At 63.4% G+C, this 20,962-nt stretch carries 19 protein-coding genes and 2 tRNA genes; 12 read left to right on the top strand and 9 right to left on the bottom strand.

The annotated features are described in order from the left end of the window. Positions 1-41 precede the first annotated feature (41 nt). The 4 genes from QUH67_RS06030 (at position 42) to QUH67_RS06015 (ending at position 5,200) form a co-directional block, all read left to right on the top strand. A tRNA-OTHER gene (locus tag QUH67_RS06030) sits at positions 42-117 on the top strand. 296 nt (positions 118-413) lie between these two features. Beyond that, positions 414-3,878 carry a carbamoyl-phosphate synthase large subunit gene (carB, locus tag QUH67_RS06025; RefSeq protein ID WP_300945764.1) on the top strand — a complete coding sequence of 1,155 codons (3,465 nt, stop codon included), beginning with the start codon at positions 414-416 and terminating at the stop codon, positions 3,876-3,878. 225 nt (positions 3,879-4,103) lie between these two features. Next, positions 4,104-4,577 (top strand): transcription elongation factor GreA, encoded by a 474-nt coding sequence (greA, locus tag QUH67_RS06020; RefSeq protein WP_300947954.1) that lies wholly within the window; start codon positions 4,104-4,106, stop codon positions 4,575-4,577. Between the two features lie 197 nt (positions 4,578-4,774). Beyond that, positions 4,775-5,200 carry a DoxX family protein gene (locus QUH67_RS06015; RefSeq protein ID WP_300945763.1) on the top strand — a complete coding sequence of 142 codons (426 nt, stop codon included), beginning with the start codon at positions 4,775-4,777 and terminating at the stop codon, positions 5,198-5,200. Positions 5,201-5,307: 107 nt separating this feature from the next. On the opposite strand, the gene QUH67_RS06010 is transcribed toward QUH67_RS06015, so the two are convergent. Beyond that, a complete protein-coding gene (locus QUH67_RS06010; protein WP_300945762.1) occupies positions 5,308-5,787 on the bottom strand; it encodes an Lrp/AsnC family transcriptional regulator in 480 nt (159 codons plus the stop codon). A gap of 280 nt (positions 5,788-6,067) precedes the next feature. On the opposite strand from QUH67_RS06010, the gene trxB reads away from it, so the two are divergent. The 3 genes from trxB (at position 6,068) to dapA (ending at position 9,464) form a co-directional block, all read left to right on the top strand. Continuing rightward, entirely contained in the window at positions 6,068-7,033 is a 966-nt protein-coding gene (gene trxB / locus QUH67_RS06005; protein ID WP_300945761.1) for a thioredoxin-disulfide reductase, read from the top strand. A 2-nt stretch (positions 7,034-7,035) separates the two neighbouring features. Then, a complete protein-coding gene (locus tag QUH67_RS06000) occupies positions 7,036-7,959 on the top strand; it encodes a LysR family transcriptional regulator (protein WP_300945760.1) in 924 nt (307 codons plus the stop codon). A 572-nt stretch (positions 7,960-8,531) separates the two neighbouring features. Further along, the gene (gene dapA, locus QUH67_RS05995; RefSeq protein ID WP_300945759.1) at positions 8,532-9,464 is read left to right on the top strand and encodes a 4-hydroxy-tetrahydrodipicolinate synthase; all 933 of its coding nucleotides are present in this window, start codon (positions 8,532-8,534) and stop codon (positions 9,462-9,464) included. Positions 9,465-9,502: 38 nt separating this feature from the next. Here the strand turns inward: dapA and QUH67_RS05990 are convergent, their stop codons facing one another. Then, the gene (locus QUH67_RS05990) at positions 9,503-9,640 is read right to left on the bottom strand and encodes a hypothetical protein (protein ID WP_300945758.1); all 138 of its coding nucleotides are present in this window, start codon (positions 9,638-9,640) and stop codon (positions 9,503-9,505) included. A gap of 232 nt (positions 9,641-9,872) precedes the next feature. Here QUH67_RS05990 and QUH67_RS05985 point away from each other — a divergent pair, with 232 nt between their 5' ends. Then, on the top strand, positions 9,873-10,007 hold the full coding sequence (locus QUH67_RS05985; protein WP_300945757.1) for a hypothetical protein: 135 nt from the start codon (positions 9,873-9,875) through the stop codon (positions 10,005-10,007). A gap of 108 nt (positions 10,008-10,115) precedes the next feature. On the opposite strand, the gene QUH67_RS05980 is transcribed toward QUH67_RS05985, so the two are convergent. From QUH67_RS05980 to QUH67_RS05960, 5 genes are all read right to left on the bottom strand, one after another. Next, the gene (locus QUH67_RS05980) at positions 10,116-10,796 is read right to left on the bottom strand and encodes a ParA family protein (RefSeq protein ID WP_300945756.1); all 681 of its coding nucleotides are present in this window, start codon (positions 10,794-10,796) and stop codon (positions 10,116-10,118) included. A gap of 200 nt (positions 10,797-10,996) precedes the next feature. Beyond that, positions 10,997-11,359 (bottom strand): hypothetical protein, encoded by a 363-nt coding sequence (locus tag QUH67_RS05975; RefSeq protein ID WP_300947953.1) that lies wholly within the window; start codon positions 11,357-11,359, stop codon positions 10,997-10,999. 85 nt (positions 11,360-11,444) lie between these two features. Further along, positions 11,445-11,837 carry a hypothetical protein gene (locus QUH67_RS05970; RefSeq protein ID WP_300945755.1) on the bottom strand — a complete coding sequence of 131 codons (393 nt, stop codon included), beginning with the start codon at positions 11,835-11,837 and terminating at the stop codon, positions 11,445-11,447. A 276-nt stretch (positions 11,838-12,113) separates the two neighbouring features. Beyond that, a tRNA-His gene (locus QUH67_RS05965) sits at positions 12,114-12,190 on the bottom strand. Positions 12,191-12,398: 208 nt separating this feature from the next. Then, on the bottom strand, positions 12,399-12,833 hold the full coding sequence (locus QUH67_RS05960; RefSeq protein ID WP_300945754.1) for a phasin: 435 nt from the start codon (positions 12,831-12,833) through the stop codon (positions 12,399-12,401). A gap of 416 nt (positions 12,834-13,249) precedes the next feature. Here QUH67_RS05960 and QUH67_RS05955 point away from each other — a divergent pair, with 416 nt between their 5' ends. The 4 genes from QUH67_RS05955 to QUH67_RS05940 all read left to right on the top strand — a co-directional run bounded on the left by QUH67_RS05955 (position 13,250) and on the right by QUH67_RS05940 (position 19,451). Next, a complete protein-coding gene (locus QUH67_RS05955) occupies positions 13,250-16,309 on the top strand; it encodes a PAS domain-containing protein (protein WP_300947952.1) in 3,060 nt (1,019 codons plus the stop codon). A 192-nt stretch (positions 16,310-16,501) separates the two neighbouring features. Then, the gene (locus QUH67_RS05950; protein WP_300945753.1) at positions 16,502-17,470 is read left to right on the top strand and encodes a Bug family tripartite tricarboxylate transporter substrate binding protein; all 969 of its coding nucleotides are present in this window, start codon (positions 16,502-16,504) and stop codon (positions 17,468-17,470) included. Beyond that, entirely contained in the window at positions 17,467-17,952 is a 486-nt protein-coding gene (locus QUH67_RS05945) for a tripartite tricarboxylate transporter TctB family protein (RefSeq protein WP_300945752.1), read from the top strand. Before QUH67_RS05950 ends, QUH67_RS05945 begins: the two co-directional genes overlap by 4 nt. Then, positions 17,952-19,451 (top strand): tripartite tricarboxylate transporter permease, encoded by a 1,500-nt coding sequence (locus QUH67_RS05940; protein WP_300945751.1) that lies wholly within the window; start codon positions 17,952-17,954, stop codon positions 19,449-19,451. Before QUH67_RS05945 ends, QUH67_RS05940 begins: the two co-directional genes overlap by 1 nt. Positions 19,452-19,514: 63 nt before the next feature. Here the strand turns inward: QUH67_RS05940 and QUH67_RS05935 are convergent, their stop codons facing one another. Then, positions 19,515-20,033 (bottom strand): hypothetical protein, encoded by a 519-nt coding sequence (locus tag QUH67_RS05935; protein WP_300945750.1) that lies wholly within the window; start codon positions 20,031-20,033, stop codon positions 19,515-19,517. 264 nt (positions 20,034-20,297) lie between these two features. Next, complete coding sequence (locus tag QUH67_RS05930; RefSeq protein ID WP_300945748.1) at positions 20,298-20,888, bottom strand: hypothetical protein; 591 nt, start codon at positions 20,886-20,888, stop codon at positions 20,298-20,300. Between the last annotated feature and the right edge of the window lie 74 nt (positions 20,889-20,962).

Genomic DNA, 20,962 nt, shown 5'->3' with positions numbered 1-20,962 from the left:
AAGGGATGGTTCACCGCACCGTGATCGGCGATGATTGCCGCGGCCCGGTGGCGGAAGCGTCGACGCGGGAGCAGTGCAATGCTCTTTATCCTGGTTCAAATCCAGGCCGGGCCTCCACGCTTCGCCCTGACGGGCTAAGCGTGGCGCAGCCACGCAGAGACCGTCAGGTCGGGGGCGTGTCCGGCGTAGCTGGAGCGACGCGAAAGCGTAGACGAACCAGGGCCTCCGACAGACGCCTTCCTCGACCCGCCCAAATAGCTCAAATCCCCGTTGATGGCCCGTTTTTGGGGGTTTCGCGGGTGCTGAATCTGGTCTAAAGACCACCCGCGCGCGAGGGTGACCCGCGCTCTTGGCTTAGGGGACGCGCGGCATGCGCGCCCTTTTTTTGTGCCCAAAATCCAGTCTGAGAGCTGATGCCCAAAAGAACAGATATCTCCACCATCCTGATCATCGGCGCCGGTCCCATCGTGATCGGCCAGGCCTGCGAATTCGACTATTCAGGCACCCAGGCGGTGAAGACGCTGAAGGAAGAGGGCTACCGCATCGTCCTCGTCAATTCCAATCCGGCCACCATCATGACCGACCCGGAACTGGCGGATGCGACCTATATCGAGCCGATCACCCCGGAAATCGTCGCCAAAATCATCGAGAAAGAGCGCCACGTCATTCCCGGCGGCTTTGCGCTGCTGCCGACCATGGGCGGCCAGACCGCGCTGAACTGCGCGCTGTCGCTGCGCCGGCAGGGCACGCTCGACAAGTTCGACGTCGAGATGATCGGCGCCACGGCTGACGCCATCGACAAGGCCGAGGACCGGCAGCTGTTCCGCGAGGCCATGACCAAGATCGGGCTCGAGACGCCGAAATCGCGGCTCGCCAATGCCTCGGCGCTGAAGAAATCCTACCGCGACAAATACCAGGCCGAACGCGCGAAGCTGTCCGGTGCCGCGCTCGAAGAGCTCGAACGGCAATGGACGCTGGGCGAGAGCGAGCGCCGCAAGCGCTACCAGGAGCACGCGCTCGGTCAGGCGCTGATGGCGCTGTCCGAAATCGGGCTGCCTGCGATCATCCGTCCCTCCTTCACCATGGGCGGCACCGGCGGCGGCATCGCCTACAACAAGGAAGAATTTCTCGACATCATCGAACGCGGCCTGGACGCCTCCCCGACCAACGAAGTCCTGATCGAGGAATCCGTGCTGGGCTGGAAAGAGTTCGAGATGGAGGTGGTGCGCGACAAGAAGGACAATTGCATCATCGTCTGCTCGATCGAGAACCTCGATCCGATGGGCGTGCACACCGGCGATTCCATCACGGTGGCGCCGGCGCTGACGCTGACAGATAAAGAATACCAGATCATGCGCGACGCCTCGCTGGCGGTGCTGCGCGAGATCGGGGTCGAGACCGGCGGCTCCAACGTGCAGTTCGGCGTCAACCCCGCCGACGGCCGCATGGTGGTGATCGAGATGAACCCGCGCGTGTCGCGCTCCTCGGCGCTGGCTTCCAAGGCCACGGGATTCCCGATCGCCAAAGTCGCGGCAAAACTCGCGATCGGCTATACGCTCGACGAGATCGCCAACGACATCACCGGCGGCGCGACGCCTGCCTCGTTCGAGCCGACGATCGACTACGTCGTCACCAAGGTGCCGCGCTTCGCGTTCGAAAAATTCCCCGGTGCCTCCACCACGCTGACGACCTCGATGAAGTCGGTCGGCGAAGTGATGGCGATCGGCCGCACTTTTCAAGAAAGCCTGCAGAAGGCCTTGCGCGGGCTCGAAACCGGCCTGACCGGGCTCGACGAGATCGAGATCGACGGGCTCGGGCGCGGCGACGACAAGAACGCGATCCGAGCGGCGCTCGGCACGCCGACGCCGAACCGCCTCCTGCAGGTGGCGCAAGCGATGCGGCTCGGCTGGTCGAACGAAGACATCTTCAATTCCTGCAAGATCGATCCGTGGTTCCTCAGCGAGATGCGCGCCATCATCGATATGGAAGCCAAGGTCAGGAGCAACGGCCTGCCACCGAACGCATTCGGCATGCGCACGCTGAAGGCCATGGGCTTCTCCGATGCGCGGCTGGCCGTGCTGACGGAGACCACCGAGGCCGACGTGACGGCCAAACGTCGCTCGCTCGGCGTCCGCCCGGCCTTCAAGCGCATCGACACTTGCGCGGCCGAGTTCGCCTCCCCCACCGCCTATATGTATTCGACCTATGAAGCGCCGTTCGCGGGCGCGCTGGCGGACGAAAGCGCGCCGTCGGACCGCAAGAAGGTCGTGATCCTCGGCGGCGGCCCGAACCGGATCGGCCAGGGCATCGAGTTCGACTATTGCTGCTGCCACGCCTGCTTCGCGCTGGCCGACGCCGGCTACGAGACCATCATGGTCAACTGCAATCCGGAGACGGTGTCGACCGACTACGACACCGCCGACCGGCTTTATTTCGAGCCGCTCACCGCCGAGGACGTGCTGGAGATCATCGCCACCGAACGGCAGAACGGCACGCTGCATGGCGTGATCGTGCAGTTCGGCGGCCAGACCCCGCTGAAACTGGCGCGCGCGCTGGAAGCCGCCGACGTGCCGATCCTCGGCACCTCGCCCGACGCCATCGACGTCGCCGAGGACCGCGACCGCTTCAAGCGCGTGCTCGACAAGCTGCGGCTGAAACAGCCGAAGAACGGCATCGCCTATTCGGTCGAGCAGGCGCGGCTGGTCGCGGCCGATCTCGGCCTGCCGCTGGTGGTGCGCCCGTCCTACGTGCTGGGCGGCCGCGCGATGCAGATCATCCGCGAAGAGAACCAGCTCAACGATTATCTGCTCGGCACCCTGCCCGAACTGGTGCCCGGCGACGTCAAGGCGCGCTACCCCAACGACAAGACCGGCCAGATCAATACCGTGCTCGGCACCAATCCGCTGCTGTTCGACCGCTATCTGTCCGACGCCACCGAGATCGACGTCGACTGCCTGTGCGACGGCAAGGATACCTTCATCGTCGGCATCATGGAGCACATCGAGGAGGCCGGCATTCACTCCGGCGACTCCGCCTGTTCGCTGCCGCCGCATTCGCTCGACGCGAAGATGATCGAGGAGCTGGAGCGGCAGACGCGTGAATTGGCGCTCGGGCTCGACGTCGTCGGCCTGATGAACGTGCAATATGCCATCAAGGACGGCGATATCTACGTGCTCGAGGTCAATCCGCGGGCCTCACGCACCGTGCCGTTCGTCGCCAAGGTGGTGGGCACGCCGGTGGCGAAGATCGCCGCCCGAATCATGGCCGGCGAGAAGCTGGCGGATTTCAAATTGAAGAAGCGCAAGCTCGACCATGTCGGCGTGAAAGAGTCGGTCTTCCCGTTCGCGCGTTTCCCCGGCGTCGACACCGTGCTCGGCCCGGAGATGCGCTCGACCGGCGAAGTGATGGGCATCGACCGCTCGTTCGCGGTGGCGTTCGCCAAAAGCCAGCTCGGCGGCGGCACCCGCGTGCCACGCAAGGGCACCGTGTTCGTGTCGGTGCGCGAGACCGACAAGCACCGCATCAGCGAGGCGGTCCGCCTCCTGCACTCGCTCGGATTCAAGGTGATGGGCACATCAGGCACCCAGCGCTTCCTGACCGACGAGGGCATTCCGACCGAGAAGGTCAACAAGGTGCTGGAAGGAAGGCCGCATATCGTCGACGCCATCACCAACGGCGACATCCAGCTCGTCTTCAATACCACCGAGGGGCCGCAGGCGCTGGCCGACAGCCGTTCGCTGCGGCGGGCTGCCCTCTTGCATAAAGTGCCATATTACACCACTCTTTCCGGAGCTGTGGCGGCCGCCCAAGGCATTCGCGCCTATCTGGGCGGGGACCTTGAGGTCCGTACCCTGCAGAGTTACTTTTCCGAAAACTGATCGTTAGACGGGCCAAAAGCCCGCTAAATGATTGGCAATAAAGCCTTATGGCAGGAACTCACCGCTCGTTTGGATGTTGAGTAGGCCCTTGGACGGGCCGAAAATTACGAAATTAATAGGCGGACGGGCCCGCATTGGGCCATGAAAGCCCGAATCGAAATCTAAAAAGTGCCTCGTGCGCGCGACGCCCCGGGCGGCTCGCACGATGGAAGGACGGAAGAGATGATGGAAAAGGTACCGATGACCGCGGGCGGCTATGCCGCCCTCGAGGTCGAGTTGAAGAAGCGCCAGTCGGAGGACCGTCCGCGAATCATCGAGCATATCGCCGAGGCGCGCTCGCATGGCGACCTTTCGGAAAACGCGGAATATCACGCCGCCAAGGAAGAGCAGTCGCACAATGAAGGCCGCATCGCCGAGCTCGAAGACAAGCTGGCGCGCGCGGACATTATCGACATTTCGAAACTCTCCGGCGACACCGTCAAGTTCGGCGCGACGGTAACGCTGATCGACGAGGATACCGAAAAGAAGACGGTCTGGCAGATCGTCGGCGAGGTCGAAGCCGACGCCAAGAAGGGCCGTATCTCGATCACGTCACCGATGGCGCGTGCCCTGATCGGCAAGAAGAAGGGCGCGACCGTGGAGGTCGTTGCTCCCGGCGGCGCCAAGGCCTACGAGATCACCAAGGTCGAGTGGCGATAGTCACCTGCGAGTTACTGTTGCGACAAAGCCGCGTTTGCCACGCGGCTTTTTTGTTGCGGCTGTCCTGACCGGATTGTGAGTGGAGGTGGGGCGGATTTCATAGTTCACCGGTGTTGTGTCGGTATCACACGTGATCGACCGCCACCGTGTAATATCGGGGTGCTGGCTTCCAGCGTGTCAAAAAGGGGGACGATGACATGGACCAATTCGACAGGATGCTCGCGAAATATCAGCCGATGGCGCTGAGCCTGTTTCGCTTCATTACCGGACTGCTGCTGTTTCAATTCGGCGTCGCGAAGATTCTGAAGTTTCCTGTCATTCCTGACGGCAACGCCTATGCCTTCCTCAACAAGGTGCAGTTGATGTCACTCTCCGGAGCGGCCGGTGCGATCGAATTGATTCTGGGCGCGCTCCTGCTGCTCGGCCTGTTCACGCGGCCGGTCGCCTTCATTCTGGCGGGCGAAATGGCCTTTGCCTATTTCATGGGTCACGCGCCGAGGAATTTCTTTCCGCTCATCAACGGCGGCACGCTTGCGATCGCGTTCTGCTTCGCCTGCCTCTATCTCTCGACGGCCGGCGGCGGCCCGATCAGCCTCGATGCGATGATGCGGAAGAAGTCGTAAGGAATTCGTAGGGTGGGCAAAGCGCAGCGTGCCCACCCTCTATCAGTCTGATCGCTGATGGATGGTGGGGACGTCGCTGACGCTCCTTTGGCCACCCTACAAGATCGTCACCCTGCCAGCTTCACATCGAGGGGCACGGCGGCTTCATATTTCGAATTGTGCAACACCAGCGACGTCCTGACATTGCGCACATGGGGTGCGGCGGTCAAATGGGTGACGAAATCCTGGAATGTCGCCATGTCGGGCGCGACGCATTTGAGGATGAAGTCCACCTCTCCCGACAGCATCCAGCATTCCCGCACCAGCGGCTCGGCGCGGACAAACTCCTCGAACGCGCGCAGATCCGCATCGGCCTGGCTGGACAGATGCACGGACGCAAACACCGTGACGTCGAATCCGAGCCGGCGCGGATCGAGCAAGCCCCGATAGCCCTGAATATACCCCTCCTCCTCCAGCGTGCGGACCCGACGCAGACAGGGGGGCGGCGAGATGCCGACGCGTTTGGCCAGTTCGACATTGGTGATTCGGCCGTCGGCCTGGATTTCGGCGAGGATTTTGAGGTCGATTTCGTCAAGATTCTTCGACACGCGCGTCGGGTTCCCTAATTCTGGCTGCCTTGGGCAGGGTCTTTAAGGCAACTCTCTTAGCGCAGGCCGGGGCGCTAGCGCAATTTTATTGCGCGTGCGCCGCCACATTTCGAGTTTGTTACCCCTAGTTCCGGGGAAAATCCGCTGGGATGAATTGCAATTCTTGCATAGCTACCCAGATGTCCTAGACTTGGATTTGACACTTTCAGCGCCGTGCGACGCCGTTCCGGGCGCTTTCTGCTCAGTCAACACCACCCCCGAGTCAGAGAGGGATTCGCCGATGCCCGCGCCTACCCATGCCAAGGTCGTCATTATCGGTTCCGGCCCCGCCGGTTACACCGCGGCGATCTACGCGGCGCGCGCGATGCTGGAGCCGATTCTGATCCAGGGCATTCAGCCCGGCGGGCAGTTGACCATCACCACCGACGTCGAAAACTATCCGGGCTTTGCCGACGTCGTCCAGGGCCCCTGGCTGATGGAACAGATGGAGAAGCAGGCGGCGCATGTCGGCACCAAGATCGTCACCGACCTCGTCAACAAGCTCGAAGCGGGCGAGCGCCCGTTCCGACTGACCTGCGACAGCGGCGATGTCTATCTGGCCGAAACGGTGATCCTCGCCACCGGCGCCCAGGCGCGCTGGCTCGGCATACCGTCCGAAGCGAAATTCCAGGGTGGCGGTGTCTCGGCCTGTGCCACCTGCGATGGGTTCTTTTATCGCAACAAGAACGTCGTGGTGGTCGGCGGCGGCAATACCGCTGTCGAGGAAGCCCTCTACCTCACCAACCACGCCAACCAGGTCACCATCGTGCACCGGCGCGACCACTTCCGCGCCGAGCGCATCCTGCAGGAGCGGCTGTTCAAGCATCCCAAGATCAAGGTGATCTGGGACTCGGCCGTGGACGAAATCTGCGGCACCGAGAACCCGAACAAGGTCACCCATATCAGGCTGAAGAACGTCAAGACCGGCGCACTGGCCGACGTGCCGACCGATGGCGTCTTCATCGCCATTGGCCACGCGCCCGCCACCGAGCTCGTCAAAGGCCAGATCAAGCTGAAACCCTCGGGCTATGTCGAGGTGGCGCCGAATTCAACGGCGACCTCGATCCCCGGCCTGTTCGCAGCCGGCGACGTCGCCGACGAAACCTATCGGCAGGCGGTCACGGCCGCCGGCCTCGGCTGCATGGCCGCACTCGAGGCCGAGCGTTTCCTGGCCTTGCGCGCGAGCGATCGCGCGGCGGCTGAATAGTCATGCCTCGAACACGGGACGGATCAAGGGATATGGATTGGGACAAGCTCAAAGTCTTTCACGCGGCTGCGGAGGCGGGAAGCTTTACCCACGCCGGCGAACAGCTCGGGCTTTCGCAATCTGCGGTATCGCGACAGGTCAGTGCGCTGGAGCAGGAACTCGCGGTGTCGCTGTTTCATCGCCATGCGCGCGGGCTCATCCTCACCGAACAGGGCGATCTCTTGTTCCGCACCGCGCATGACGTGTTCATGCAGTTGCAGGCGGCCCGCGCCAAACTGACCGACAGCCGCGAGCGGCCGAGCGGCGACCTCAAGATCACGACCCCGCCGGCACTCGGCATCAACTGGCTGATCCCGCGGCTCGACGAATTCACCGCGCTCTATCCCGACATCCGGATTTCGCTGATCGTCACCGACGAGGATCTCGATCTGTCGATGCGCGAGGCCGACGTCGCGATCCGCACCCGCAAGCCGACGCAGCCGGACCTGATCCAGCGCAAACTGTTCTCGATCGGCTTCCACGCCTATTGCTCGCCCGAATACATCAAGCGCTTCGGCACGCCGCGCACCCTCGACGATCTCGATTCGCACCGCATCATCATGCTCGGCGATGCGCAGGTTCCGCCGCATCTGCAGAACCGCGCCTGGCTGATCGACGCCGGCCGCAACGGCTCGGGCCCGCGCGAGGCCTACTTCAAGGTCAACAATATTCTGGGTCTGGTTCGCGCATGCCAGCAAGGGCTCGGCATCGCCGCCCTGCCCGACTACCTGGTCGAGGAAAACAGCCGCCTGGTGCAGCTGTTCGGCGAGACCGACTCGATCGTGATCGACACCTACTTCGTCTATCCCGAAGAGTTGAAGACGGTGGCGCGCGTGCAGGTGTTCCGCGATTTCGTGGTGAGCAAGGCGCAACGCTGGCCATCGTAGCAGGCATGACCTGCGACCCGCGGACAGATTTTCTCCTGAAGCGCCCGCCCGCAGATCAAGCTTCACCGACAACCGCACGCGGGTAACGTTTCATCCGCGTTACATGATTAACCTATTTTTATAGAGGGCCCGCTCCCCGCATGTCAGACATGCGGCTCGGACGGTTGCCGCGCGACGCTGATGAGGATCATAGTACTCGAACGCTGAGCGGTCGCGTCGCGCATATGTCCCCCTCCTCCAGTGGCGCGGAAGTTCAGTAATCCCTCTTGGAAGGTGATTGTGTCGGCCTCACGTGGCCAATACCTCAAGCCGGGCTCTCTTGGGCCCGGCTTTTTTTCGTCTGCGCCTGACGCTGTTCTGCAGATTGACATTGAAGACCTCTGCCAGCATCATCTGTACATGATCACGCGTTCGTGCGCAGCACTGTTGTCGAAAAAAGGTCCCCACTTGGGGACCCGAGATCGACGCGCGCGCTGAAGACCGCCGCAACCCGCGATCCCGAAAACCCCGCCGATTGGACGGGGTTTTTTATTGGTCCCGTCTCCCGGCTCACCCGATGAGGAGATGGAACAATGACGAACCAACCGACCGACGATCTCGCCAGCCGCTTGCAGGGCCTCTGGCTGCCGCTGATCACGCCGTTGCGCGATGGCGAACTCGACGAGACGTCGTTGCGCCGTCTCGTCCGGCACTACGCGACCGGCCAGGTAGACGGCTTCATTCTCGCGGCCACGTCGGGCGAAGGCATGTCGCTCCGCGCGGACGAGCTGGCGCGGCTGGTGACGGTGACGCGCAGCGAACTCGCCGACAGTGGTCGCCGCCTGCCGATCCTGCTCGGCCTGTCCGGCGCCTCGACCGCCAAGCTTTCCGATGCGCTGGATGAGACGGCGACCTGGCCGATCGACGGCTATCTGATCGCGAGCCCTTATTATCTCCGTCCCTCGCAACGCGGGCTGGTGCAGCATTTCACCGCGCTCGCCGACCGCGCCTCGTGGCCGATCGTGCTCTACAACATCCCCTACCGCACCGGCGTCAGCCTCACCAACGAGACGCTGCTGCAGCTCGCCTTGCACCCGAACATCGTCGGCATGAAGGATTGCAGCGCCGACCGCGCGCAGTCGATCGACTTCTTGGAGAGGCGGCCGCGCGGCTTTCGCGTGCTGACCGGCGAAGACGCGCTGTATCACCAAGCGCTTGCCGACGGCGCCGATGGCGCGATCCTGCTGTCGGCGCATCTGGAGACCGAAGCATTCGCTTCGGTACAGACATTGATGAAGCAGGGCGACCGTCAGGGCGCGCTATCGTGCTGGAAGGAAATATCCGTTCTGACCCGGCTCCTGTTCGCCGAACCGAGCCCGGCGCCGGCGAAGTATTGGCTGGCGCGCGGCGGGCTAATCGACAGCGCCGAGGTGCGCCTGCCCATGGTCGAGGTGAGCGCCGAACTCGCCGGCCTGCTGGACGAGGAAATCGAGCGGCGCAAGCCGCCGCTCTTGCGTCGGGCATAGAATTCGGTCGGCCCCTCTCGCCTTCGTAGCGGGAGGGATCAGCTGAGCAAGAGGTGATAGGTCAGTACCGGCGCGAAGCCTAGCACCATCGCCCAGACGGCGAACGAAGACACCAGCAAAACATCATTCGCCCGCTGGGCAAGTTCGCCGATCGGATATTTGTCACGCGCGGTCATCATCATCCCCCTCAACGTCGTCGAGGGAGACACCTACCGATAAAATTCTAATGTCGCGGCCGGACCTTCGTTCAAAGTAGCGGCTTTGCCGTCACCCACCATTAACCAGAAAGCCACCGGTGGCTGATCGGCAATCGCAGATGCAATCAAATGCAAACGAAATCGCAACCAGGTTTTTAGAACTGGTCGCGTATCAGACTGGCAGGAGCCATAATAAACGCGGGGGCGCGTCGTGCACTTCCAAGGCAACAATTCCATCCCTCAACAGGGTTTTTCCACCGAGGACATCGTGTGGGGCGTCGGCATCTGGTCGGTGATCCTGACGCTGTCGCCGGTGGTCGTGTTCTACGTGCTGATGGTGGCTTAAGCCTTTCTCACCGCCGTCATTGCGAACACGGCGCGCAAAAGAAAAACGCGCGGAGCGCCGCGCGTCTTTGTCACTGGAAAAAATAATCCGGAAAAGAAAACGACGCGGTTACGCCGCCTGCTTATGCATGGTGCCCGATGCCGACGCCGTTCCGCGGATCGCCTTGATCGAACGTTCGATCGCGCCCCACAGCCTGGCAATCTCCGCCGCGGCCCGGCCTTCTGCGTAATATTCACGGGCGCCCTCGCCCTGGCTCAACGCCATCAGCAGATCGGCCCGGTTGGTGATCTGGCCGCTCCACACCGGCGCACGGAATTTCGCCAGCGCTTCGCGGGCGATGGTGACGATGCGGCTTTCGACGCCGTCACGTTCGGCCGGCGCGCCATTGACGACAACCGCATAGGGCTTGCGCGCCGAGCGGCAGGTCTGGATGGTTTCCTGCACCGCGTTGACGTCGAACACGCCCGGCCGTGCCGGAATGATCACCATCGTGGCGTTGCGGATCGCGTCGTCGACGACGGCGGACAGATTCGGCGGCGTGTCGATGAACACCCATTCGATGCCGTCGCGCTTGGCGGCGGCGACGATGCCGCTGACGGAATTCACCGCGGCCTTGATCGGCGGTTCGTTGGTGCCGCGCAATTTGTGCCAGAGCGTTAGCGACCCCTGCGGATCGGCGTCCACGAGAAGAATTGGCTTCGTTGCCTTGTGAACGTGGGCAGCGAGGTGAGCAGCCAGGGTACTCTTACCCGAGCCCCCCTTACGCGAAGCGAAAACTATGACGTTCATTACCTTGGCCTCCAGTTGACCCCAGAAAGCGAAAATGAATCAGCGGGCTGATTCGCGAAAGAAAAATTTATTGAATGCCGCGATGCAGCCATGTAATTGCCAACAAGGCTGGTTTTTGAGTGACACGTGTGAGTACGGTCACAACCGAAGGTGAACGCCGTCGCGGCCGAGACCGGCGCCGGTCAAATGCCCCGACCGGATTACTGCGTGCCCCTGGCGCGCTCGCGTTCTTGCTTGGCGCGCTCCCGTTCGAGCCATTTGCGCTCGATCCACCCCAGGCCATGCGCCATCGGCTTCTGCAGCGGCGGCACGTCCTGCGCGAACAAAGCGAGTCCGAGCGGCAGCATCCATAGGCCGAGTACCGGCAGAAAGCTGAAAAACCCGCCGGCGACCAGCAATATGGCGATTGGAATCCGGGCATAGATCGAGGACGGCTTGCGTACCCAACCGACGAACTTCGCTGGCCGCGGCGGCAGCTTGTTCTCAAACCAGGCAAAGTGCCGGTCGAGCTCTTTACGGTGCTGGCTCAATAACCCACTCCTCGTCAATGAGGAGATGTTCATCGGATCGGCCGCCGACAAGCGGCACTCTGCCGCGGAGAAAATGCGATGCCGCGCGGAACCTCCCGCCCGTGGATCATTCGTGCCGTCAGGTCGCCTTCGCCGGCTTTTTGGCTTTGCGGGCCTTGGCGCTCACGGCCTTGCTACTGACAGCCTTGCTACTGACAGTCTTGCGAGCCGCTGCCGGCCGGATCACGGTCGGCCGGCCCGTCGTTCTGGCCGCCGAAACATCGCTCGGCTCCGGATCGGGCCTGAAATGCGCGCGGCACGGCGGCGAGAGCTGGGACTGCTTCGCGACCATGCAGGCGGTGACGCGGCTGACGTCGGGAATCTCGGCACTGCAGAGGCGGAACGCGTCACCGGTACAGGCCTGCTCCTGCTCGGGTGTGTAGCCTTGGCCGGCGGCGGGCGAGGTCGAGACCCCGAGCACGGTGGCCAGCAATATTCCGAGCTGAATCCTCCTTGATGCGACAGCCAGCATTAGTCCCCCATCTCCCTGGAATGACCGGGCCTCATTGCCGCGCACGCCCGATTCATGCGGAATTGTGAGTGAACGTGAGGAGATTGGCAAGCAGAGCGGGTGTTGGCCCTTCGATGCGCGTGCATGCCGTTCGAAATCGCGATCAGCCGCCTGCTAAGATCGGAGAAGCTGCCTCCGGATACCGTTTCGACATATCGACTGTTCGGAGCAGCGGGCCTGCATCGAGCGAATGAGCCGGCAGCGCGGGAGATTTCCGAATGAGCGCCGCTGCAGGGATGGTACAGTTGGGTGGGCTCGAACCACCGACCTCCTGTTCCACAGACAGGCGCTCTAACCAACTGAGCTACAACTGCATCCTGACGCGAGACCCTCAAAAAGGGGCGTCGCGAATGGGCCGGAAACTAGGTGCAACGCCTCGCTTTGGCAAGGCCGCGGCGTCACGGATTACGTCGTTCCGGGGGCATTTTGCGTTCATTTGCTGGCGGCTTCCGTGTCCACGCTCACACAGCAAAAAGCCCGGGCCGACAGGCCCGGGCTTTTCGTGTTGGACGCCGGGAGCGGTCAGGCGGCCGGCTTGTAGAATTTCGAGGCCGAGGCCTTGATCGGCTCGACGGTCTCGGTGGCGACCTTCTGGCCGAGTTCGGCGAGTTCCTTGGCTTGCGCCGTAAAGGTCTCGTATTGCTTCTTGGCTTGCGCCGTCCACAGCTCCATCGCCGCCGCCGGGGTCTTCACGCCGACCAGTTCCTGCGCGAAATCGAGCGAGGAAGTCGTGTTGGCCTTGAAAAACTCCATGAGCTTGGCGTTGTAGGCGCTCGCGCCCTTGCTGGCCGTGGTGAACACCGCCTCGATGGTGCCGTTATGGGTTTCGGCAGCGTCCTTGAACTTGGCGTAGCTGTCGCGGGCCTGCGAAACGCCCTTTTCGGCAAACGCGCGCATCTGCTCCGGAACTTCGAACGGGATGATGGAGGCAGAGAAGGGATCGGTGGAACTGGTCACGGCTTGCATCCTTCACAATGGGGTTAAACGATGTTTTCCCTTGCGGGCGCCGGGCAATCGGCCGGACACCGGAGGGATCATGCACACACACATTCACGGAAGTGCCCATCCACGGGCTTGCCTAATAAGCACCCATATCATGTCAAATTTGTGCAACGCAATGCAAATTCAGGTGCGGCGCGACACATTTAATCGTAAAAGATGCATGGCCCAGAAGCTCCTCCCCTGACGGCCGTTCGCAGCCACCCGCACAAGCGGCCGGCCGGGAGCTGAGCCCGAGAAAGCCTCGACCGGATTAAGGTTATCCATGGCTAAGGTTGCCGCCTGACCCGTCCGGCCGTGGACCTGCCGCGGCGCGCTTGCAATAGTAACGATTGCTTAACGCTGTCGGCATTCCGGCCGGTGATGTGGTTGCGATGAAGGATGCGGAAATTCAGCGCCTGGCCTCGAACGATCCGCGATTGGCCGCCTATGCGGCGAGCCGCCTGCCCGCATGGCTATGGACCGCAGACGGCCAGCGCATTCTGTGGGCCAATCCGGCCGGCGCACGCCTGTTCGGTGCCGCCGACGCCACAGCCCTCGCCGAAAAGACCTTCGGTCCGGCCGACCGGCACCGCCGGCAGATCGCGCGGCTCGCAGGCCGTCTGCGCGCGGACGGCGCCATACGGTTGGAGCGCCTGCAGGGATTTGGCGCAGCGCCCGGCGGGCTTGCGACCTGCGGCTGCTCGCGGATCGACTTTGCCGACGGCAGCCACGGCGTTCTGATTGCCGCCGGCAACATCGCGCTGATCGCGCCGCTTCGGGCGCCCCATCCTGAGATGCCGCCAGCCGTCACGGCGCCTGAGCGGCACTTGCCGGAGCCCGTTGCATCCGAGCCCGTGTTGCCGCCGAGCGCACCAGTGGTCGCGGTGCAGCCGATCGCCGATGACCAGCAACCGGCCCCATCGGGCGAAGCACCCGCCGGGTTTGCGTTGTTCGATGCGCTTGCCGAACCGGCCGATGCCGATGCGACGCCCCCCGCCGAGACCCTTCCGCCTGCGACCGAGACCCCAGCACGCGCGTCATCACACGCCATCGAAGCACCCGCCGGCCAGGCGCAAACGCGCCGCCTGCCGCTGCGCTTCACCTGGCAGATGGACCGCGACGGCCGCTTCACGCTCGGCAGCGACGAATTTCTCGGTCTGATCGGTCCGCGCACCGCGGCCGCGCTCGGCCGGCCATGGCGCGAGATCGCCGAGACGCTGGGCCTCGATCCCGCCGGACGGATGATGCAGGCGTTTGCGACGGGGACCACCTGGAGCGGCATCACGCTGAACTGGACGGTGGATGGCGGCGGCACCTTGCCGGTGGAATTGTCGGGCCTGCCGGTCTTCGATGCAGCACGAAACTTCACCGGCTATCGCGGCTTCGGCGTTTGCCGGGATTTTGATGCCATCGCACGGCTCGCCGCCCTGCGGTTGGCGGAATTGTCCGGTGGGATGGCGACGCCGCAACAGCCGCCCGCTGCGCCATCCGCCGATGAAGCGCCCGAACCGATTGCCTTCGAAAATCCTGCTGCCGAGACTTCACACCAAAACGATTTGGAAACGCCCGTGGAACCTCCCAAGGAATCCCCAGCGGAACGTGTTCGCGAAAACGTCGAGAGCATCGTCAAGGAAGTGCCTGCGGAAACGGCCACCGCATTGCCGGCGGATGCCGCCGCGAACGTCGTGCCGTTCCGCGCCCCGGGCGATGCGAAGCAGCCGGTGCTGACGCCGATTGAAAACAGCGCCTTCGACGAACTCGCACGGCAATTGTCGGCACGGCTCGATACCGAAAACGACAACGCGGCGCCGGGCGAAGCCGCCTTCGCCGCGCCGGCGCGCGAAGCTCCTGCCGCGCCGCCCGAATGGCTGGCGGCGCCGGAGCCGCCGGCGCGCGGTGAAGGCGCGCGCGACAAGGCGCTGCTCGATCTGCTGCCGGTCGGAATCCTGATCTACCGGCTCGACCGGCTGCTCTATGCCAACCCCGCCTTCCTCGCGCGAATAGGCTATCCGAACCTGCACGCGCTGGAAGACGCCGGCGGCCTCGACGCGCTCTATGTCGAGCCCGGCCCGTCCAACGCCTCCTCGACATCGGACACCGGCAGGCCGGTGCGGATTTCGGCGAGCCAGCCGATGGATGCCGATAACGATACGCCATCTTCAGCCGCCGACGCGCGTCTCTACACGATCTCATGGGACGGCGATTCTGCGTTGGCCCTGATCTTCTCAGGCACCGGCCATGAGGGCGCGGCGATCGCGGCCGCGATTGCGCAGGCGGAGCCGGCACCGGAGCGCATCGTTTCCGAACCGCCGGCACCGGCGCCCGACACGTCCGACGTCGGGCACGCCAACGCCGAAGACCTCGCCGCCATCCTCGACACCACGGCCGAAGGCATCGTGATGTTCGACGCCGACGGCAACATTCATGCGGCCAACCGCAGTGCCGAGGCGCTGTTCGGCCATGACGGCGCCGCGTTGGCGCGCAGCAATCTCGCCGACCTGTTCGCACCGGAAAGCCGGCACGGCGTGCTGGAATATCTCGCCGACATCAAGGCGGCCGGCGTCGCGAGCCTGCTCGATCACGGCCGCGAGGTGCTGGGCCGCGAGAGCAAGGGCGGCATCATCCCGCTGACGATGACCATGGGCCGCACGCGCCCCGACGGCCCGAGCTTCTTCGCGGTGTTCCGCGATCTGTCACAGGCCCGGCAGACCGAGACCGAATTGCGCGAGGCGCGGCGGCTCGCCGAGCGCGCCGCCAACGCCAAGGCCGACGTGCTGGCGCGGATCAGCCATGAGGTGCGGACGCCGCTGAACGCCATCATCGGCTTCTCCGAAGTGATGATCGGCGAACGCTTCGGTTCGCTCGGCAACGAGCGCTACCGCGAATACATGAAGGACATCCGCGCCTCCGGCGAGCGCGTGATCGCCATCATCAACGACCTGCTGGATCTTTCCCGGATCGAAACCGGCAAGCTCGATCTCGCCTTCACCAGCCAGAACCTCAACGAGCTGGTGGAAAACTGCGTCGGCGTGCTGCAGCCGCAGGCCAACCGCGAGCGCATCATCATCCGCACCTCGCTCGCCCACATGCTGCCGCCGGTGGTCGCGGACGCGCGGGCGCTGCGCCAGATCACGCTGAACCTGATCGGCAACTCGATCCAGCTCGCCAATACCGGCGGCCAGGTCATCGTCTCGACCGCGCTCTCGGATTTCGGCGAGGTGATGCTGCGGGTCCGCGACACCGGCCTCGGCCTCAACGACAACGAGGTGGCCGCGGCGCTGCAGCCGTTCCGCACGGTTGCGCCGTCGGACCGCGCCGAGGGTTCGGGCGTCAGCCTGTCGCTGACCAAGGCCCTGGTCGAAGCCAACCGCGCCACGTTCCAGATCAAGACCGGCGGCCGTACCGGCACGCTGATCGAGATCGTGTTCCCGCATGCGGTGGCGCGCGCCTGACGGGGCATCAAACCAAAAACATCGAAAACAACCCCATGCACAGTAGCGAAGGGTTTCAAATTGCAGGCGTTTAGGCGCTTGCACTGACCCGTCGCGAAGGCCCCGCGAGTCCTTCTGGACAGCGGCGGCTTTTCCGGTTGATATGCGGCGAATTGACACACAACGGCTCGCCGTGAGCCTGGAGGAAGCCCCATGATCCCGTTCCACACGCGCCTGTTCGGCGCGGTCGTCGCGTTGACGCTTGCGGCCGGCGCGCCTGCCCTCTCGCAGCAGCTCGAGCTGAAGATCATGGCGCCCGCCGCCCCCGGCGGCGGATGGGATCAGACCGCGCGCTCGATGCAGCAGGCGCTGGTCGCCGCCAAGATCGCGCGCAGCGTGCAGGTGACGAACGTCGCCGGCGCCGGCGGCAGCGTCGGCATCGCGCAGTTCGTCAACGGCGCCAAGGGCGACGGCAACCAGCTGATGGTGAACGGTTTCGTCATGGTCGGCGCGCTCGCCATGAACAAGTCGCCGGTGACGCTCGACCAGGTGACGCCGATCGCGCGCCTCACCGAGGAGATCCAGGTCATCGTGGTGCCGGCGAACTCGCCGATCAAGACCGCGCAGGATCTCGCCGCTGCCGTCAAGGCCGACATCGCCAAGGTCACCTTTGCCGGCGGCTCGGCCGGCGGCGTCGACCATGTGATGGCCGCGCTGTTTGCCGGCGCGATCGGCGCCGACGCCAAGAAGGTCAACTACATCCCATTCTCCGGCGGCGGCGAGTCGCTGGCGGCCATTCTCGGCGGAAAAGTCACCGCGGGCATTTCCGGTTACAGCGAGTATGAAGGCCAGATCAAGTCGGGCAAATTGCGCGCGATCGGCATCACGTCGGAGAAGCGCGTCGCCAGTGTCGATATCCCGACCTTCAAGGAACAGGGCATCGACCTCGTGCTGGCCAACTGGCGCTCGGTGGTCGCCCCTCCCGGCATCACGCCTGAGCAGCGCAAGGTGTTGAGCGATGCGGTTGCGAACATGGTGAAGTCGGATGCGTGGAAGGAGATCCTCAAGCAGAAGGGCTGGGATGACGCCTATCTCGCCGACGACGCCTTTGCCGACTTTCTCAAGAAGGAAACGACGCGGGTCACCGACGTGCTGAAGTCGGTCGGCCTCGTCAAATCATGACGGACCTGCCGCAAGGGCCGGCGGCACGGCGCGTCGATCGTGCCGGCGTGATCATCGCCGCCGCGCTCGCAGCCCTTGCGGTGGTGCTGGTGTGGGACTCGCGTCAACTGGCCACCACGACGATGTACGGCATGGGACCCGAGGTGATGCCGGTCGTCATCGCCATCGGGCTCGGCCTGCTCGCGATCGGCAATCTGGTCGACGCGCTGCGCGGCAATTTGCCGGCGCGCGAGAGCGCGGACCCCAAGGCCGTATGGTTGACCCTCGGCGGGCTGGCCCTGCTGATTGCGATCATCGGCCTCGGTGGCGGTTTCATCATCGCGACGTCAGCGCTGTTCGTCACGACGTCGGCGGCGTTCGGACGGCGCGCCCTTCTCGCTGACACCGCCATCGCGCTCGTCATGACCACGCTGATCTACCTCGCGTTCGACCGGCTGCTGACATTGAGCCTGCCCACCGGGCCCCTGGAAAGACTGCTGTAATGGAAACGTTTGCCGCGCTCGCGCATGGCATGGCGGTCGCCGTGCAGCCGATGAATTTGCTGTATGCGCTGATCGGCGTGTTCCTCGGCACGGCGGTCGGCGTGCTGCCCGGCATCGGGCCCGCGCTCACGGTCGCGCTGCTGTTGCCGGTGACCTACAAGCTCGATCCCGGCGGCTCGCTGATCATGTTCGCTGGCATCTATTATGGCGGCATGTATGGCGGCTCGACCACCGCGATCCTGATCAACACGCCCGGCGAAAGCGCCTCGATGGCGACCGCGCTCGAGGGCAACAAGATGGCCAAGGACGGCCGCGGCGGGCCCGCGCTGGCGACCTCCGCGATCGGCTCGTTCGTCGCGGGCACCATCGCCACCATCGGCCTTGCGTTTCTGGCGCCGTGGCTGGTCGACTTCGCGGTGCGCTTTGGGCCCGAAGATTATTTCGCGCTGATGTGCGTGGCCTTCATCACGGTGTCGGCCACCTTCGGCGATTCGCCGATCCGCGGACTGACCAGCCTGTTCATCGGGCTGACGCTCGGGCTTGTCGGCATCGACAAGCTCACCGGCCAGGCCAGGCTTGCGTTCGGCATCCCCGAACTGCTCGACGGCGTCGAGGTGACGACCTTGGCGGTCGGCCTGTTCGCGCTCGGCGAAGCACTCTACGTCGCCTCGCGCCGCCACCACACCGAAGAGAAGATCGAGCCGGTGCGCGGCTCGCTGTGGATGACGAAGGAGGATTGGAAGCGATCCTGGAAGCCGTGGCTGCGCGGCACGATGTTCGGCTTTCCGATCGGCGCGCTGCCGGCCGGCGGCGCCGAGATTCCGACCTTCCTGTCCTACTCCACCGAGAAGCGGCTGACCAAATACCCGGAAGAATTCGGCAAGGGCGCGATCGAAGGCGTCGCGGGTCCGGAGGCCGCCAACAACGCATCCGCCGCCGGCACGCTGGTGCCGCTGCTGACGCTCGGCCTGCCGACCTCGGCGACCGCCGCGATGATGCTGGCGGGCTTTCAGCAATACGGCCTCAACCCGGGACCGCTGCTGTTCGCCGAGCGCCCCGATCTCGTATGGGGCCTGATCGCCAGCCTCTTCATCGCCAACGTCATGCTGTTGGTGCTCAATCTGCCGCTGGTCGGCCTGTGGGTAAAGCTGCTGGCGATCCCGCAGCCATGGCTCTACGCCGGCATTTTGGTGTTCGCGACCATGGGCACCATCGCCGCCAAACCCTCGGTCGTCGAACTGTCGATGCTGGCGGGCTTTGGCGTACTCGGCTTCCTGATGCGCCGGTTTGATTTTCCGATCGCGCCGGTTGTCGTCGGGCTGATCCTTGGACCCATCGCTGAAAGCCAGCTGCGCCGCGCGCTCGCCATCAGCCTCGGCGATCCCATGACGCTGCTGCAAAGCCCCATGTCGGCGACGCTGCTGGGCATCGCGCTGATCGCATTGCTGGCGCCGTTCGTGATGAAGGGGTTAGGCCGGTTCAAGGCGAGCGAGGATTAGGACTCGTCAGTGCGCTGCCAAATTCAGATCGAGGCGATTGCAAATTGACCTTCGGTTTCGGTGTCATTTCTTCCGAAACATACTCCCGCTCAGGTCGACGGGTTCGATCAGGTTTCGGTTGTCGTCGACATAGTCTTCCGTAAGTCCAGGGAAATGAAAAACGACAATTGTCAGGTCGATACCGGGATTTTCGACCGCCCGCAAATGAAAGATGCAAAGCACTGCCACACCGGTAACGTAAGCGAGTTCGACCGCTATCTCCTGCCAGTTTACGGTTGGCGCGTCGCCTTCCGGCGGACGCTCAAACGCAAATACCCCATCGGGAGTACCTTTCGACTTGCGGATTTTGATCGGCGCGCCGATCCGCTTCTGTACAACAGCTTTGATGGCCTCCTCAAAAGGGGCATGTCCAACTTGATCAAAATTCAACAGCGTCGTCAGCAACTGCAGCACAGATTGCTTTAGTCGATCGAAGTCGGAAAACTCTTCTGCCTTGAAGTACTTGTCGAGATTCGGAATCGCATGGACGTTTGCGCCATCCACGTAAATTGAAAGCGTGTAGCGCCCGAAAGCTACTTTCACGTCGTTTGCACGTGATGAACTCTCTGGTGCAACTCCACTAGAACGAAGGAGACGTATCGCGTCGTGATGAAGTTCGGACTGAAAGTCCGAGCGAAAAGCGTGTCCATCAAGCATGGGCGACCATGGTGGAGACCGGTCACTTTCCACGACCACAAAACGCCTACCTGTTACAGCTCTTCGTGATCTGTCGTGCTCATCCATGTGTGACCATTAGAGAAGCGGGACTGCGGGAAGAAATGTCCCAGATTGCGACACTTGTTTACATTATACGGGGTAGCGCGATCGCAACGCGCGGCGCACGACAACCAACACCGCGATGTTCGCCAGGATGCAGACCCACAGGAAATTAGGGGCTGACGACGCGATGCTCGAATGGATCAGGTAGGCAATCTGCACGAAAAGTCCCGCGAGCAGCCCTACCTTGGTCCAGCCAAGCAGCGTCCGGGGAAAGGGGTCATTGGACTGGCCCAGCAGGTCTTCTGCTATCCAAGTTGTGATGAATTGGCTCCAAAATTCCATTCTAATACACGCCTGCGCCTGTTCTTCCTTTGATTGTATGTGGGTGCGTTGAGGCTTAGCAACCACCACCCGGACTAAGATTTCAGCCTGAAGTGCGGAAGGGGCGAAAGCTGATCTGGCGGCCTTCTGACGGACAATCAGGAGCGGTCCGCCGAAGGGCTTCCCTGATCGACCATCGCCGACACCACCATTGCTGACATGGACCGAGACAATAGCTAACATGCCTTGGTTGGACCGAGCGCAGAACCTGGCGGCAGAGGCCGAGACGTCGCCCAGCCCCGTCAAACGCCACGGCCCGGCATTCGTGACCGCTGCTTTCCCGGGCGAGGAAGCCATTTTGAGATACCGTGAAATAATCCTGAAACGAACTGCCCTCATTGATCTCCGGCGAGTGGCTGGCGAAAAACATT

This window comes from Bradyrhizobium roseum, assembly GCF_030413175.1.
GTDB lineage: Bacteria > Pseudomonadota > Alphaproteobacteria > Rhizobiales > Xanthobacteraceae > Bradyrhizobium > Bradyrhizobium roseum.
Note: the sequence above shows the minus strand (reverse complement) of the source record. Positions and strands in the feature narration are given on the sequence as shown.

Bases quoted from the DNA above. Each gene is read 5' to 3' on its own strand.
- QUH67_RS05970 (WP_300945755.1), bottom strand. From the start codon at position 11,837: ATGCTGGCTGTCGCATCAAGGAGGATTCAGCTCGGAATATTGCTGGCC.
- QUH67_RS05945 (WP_300945752.1), top strand. From the start codon at position 17,467: ATGACGGACCTGCCGCAAGGGCCGGCGGCACGGCGCGTCGATCGTGCC.
- QUH67_RS05975 (WP_300947953.1), bottom strand. From the start codon at position 11,359: ATGAACATCTCCTCATTGACGAGGAGTGGGTTATTGAGCCAGCACCGT.
- greA (WP_300947954.1), top strand. From the start codon at position 4,104: ATGGAAAAGGTACCGATGACCGCGGGCGGCTATGCCGCCCTCGAGGTC.
- QUH67_RS05980 (WP_300945756.1), bottom strand. From the start codon at position 10,796: ATGAACGTCATAGTTTTCGCTTCGCGTAAGGGGGGCTCGGGTAAGAGT.
- QUH67_RS06000 (WP_300945760.1), top strand. From the start codon at position 7,036: ATGCCTCGAACACGGGACGGATCAAGGGATATGGATTGGGACAAGCTC.
- QUH67_RS05950 (WP_300945753.1), top strand. From the start codon at position 16,502: ATGATCCCGTTCCACACGCGCCTGTTCGGCGCGGTCGTCGCGTTGACG.
- carB (WP_300945764.1), top strand. From the start codon at position 414: ATGCCCAAAAGAACAGATATCTCCACCATCCTGATCATCGGCGCCGGT.
- QUH67_RS05930 (WP_300945748.1), bottom strand. From the start codon at position 20,888: ATGGCTTCCTCGCCCGGGAAAGCAGCGGTCACGAATGCCGGGCCGTGG.
- dapA (WP_300945759.1), top strand. From the start codon at position 8,532: ATGACGAACCAACCGACCGACGATCTCGCCAGCCGCTTGCAGGGCCTC.
- QUH67_RS06015 (WP_300945763.1), top strand. From the start codon at position 4,775: ATGGACCAATTCGACAGGATGCTCGCGAAATATCAGCCGATGGCGCTG.
- QUH67_RS05955 (WP_300947952.1), top strand. From the start codon at position 13,250: ATGAAGGATGCGGAAATTCAGCGCCTGGCCTCGAACGATCCGCGATTG.
- QUH67_RS05940 (WP_300945751.1), top strand. From the start codon at position 17,952: ATGGAAACGTTTGCCGCGCTCGCGCATGGCATGGCGGTCGCCGTGCAG.
- trxB (WP_300945761.1), top strand. From the start codon at position 6,068: ATGCCCGCGCCTACCCATGCCAAGGTCGTCATTATCGGTTCCGGCCCC.
- QUH67_RS05990 (WP_300945758.1), bottom strand. From the start codon at position 9,640: ATGACCGCGCGTGACAAATATCCGATCGGCGAACTTGCCCAGCGGGCG.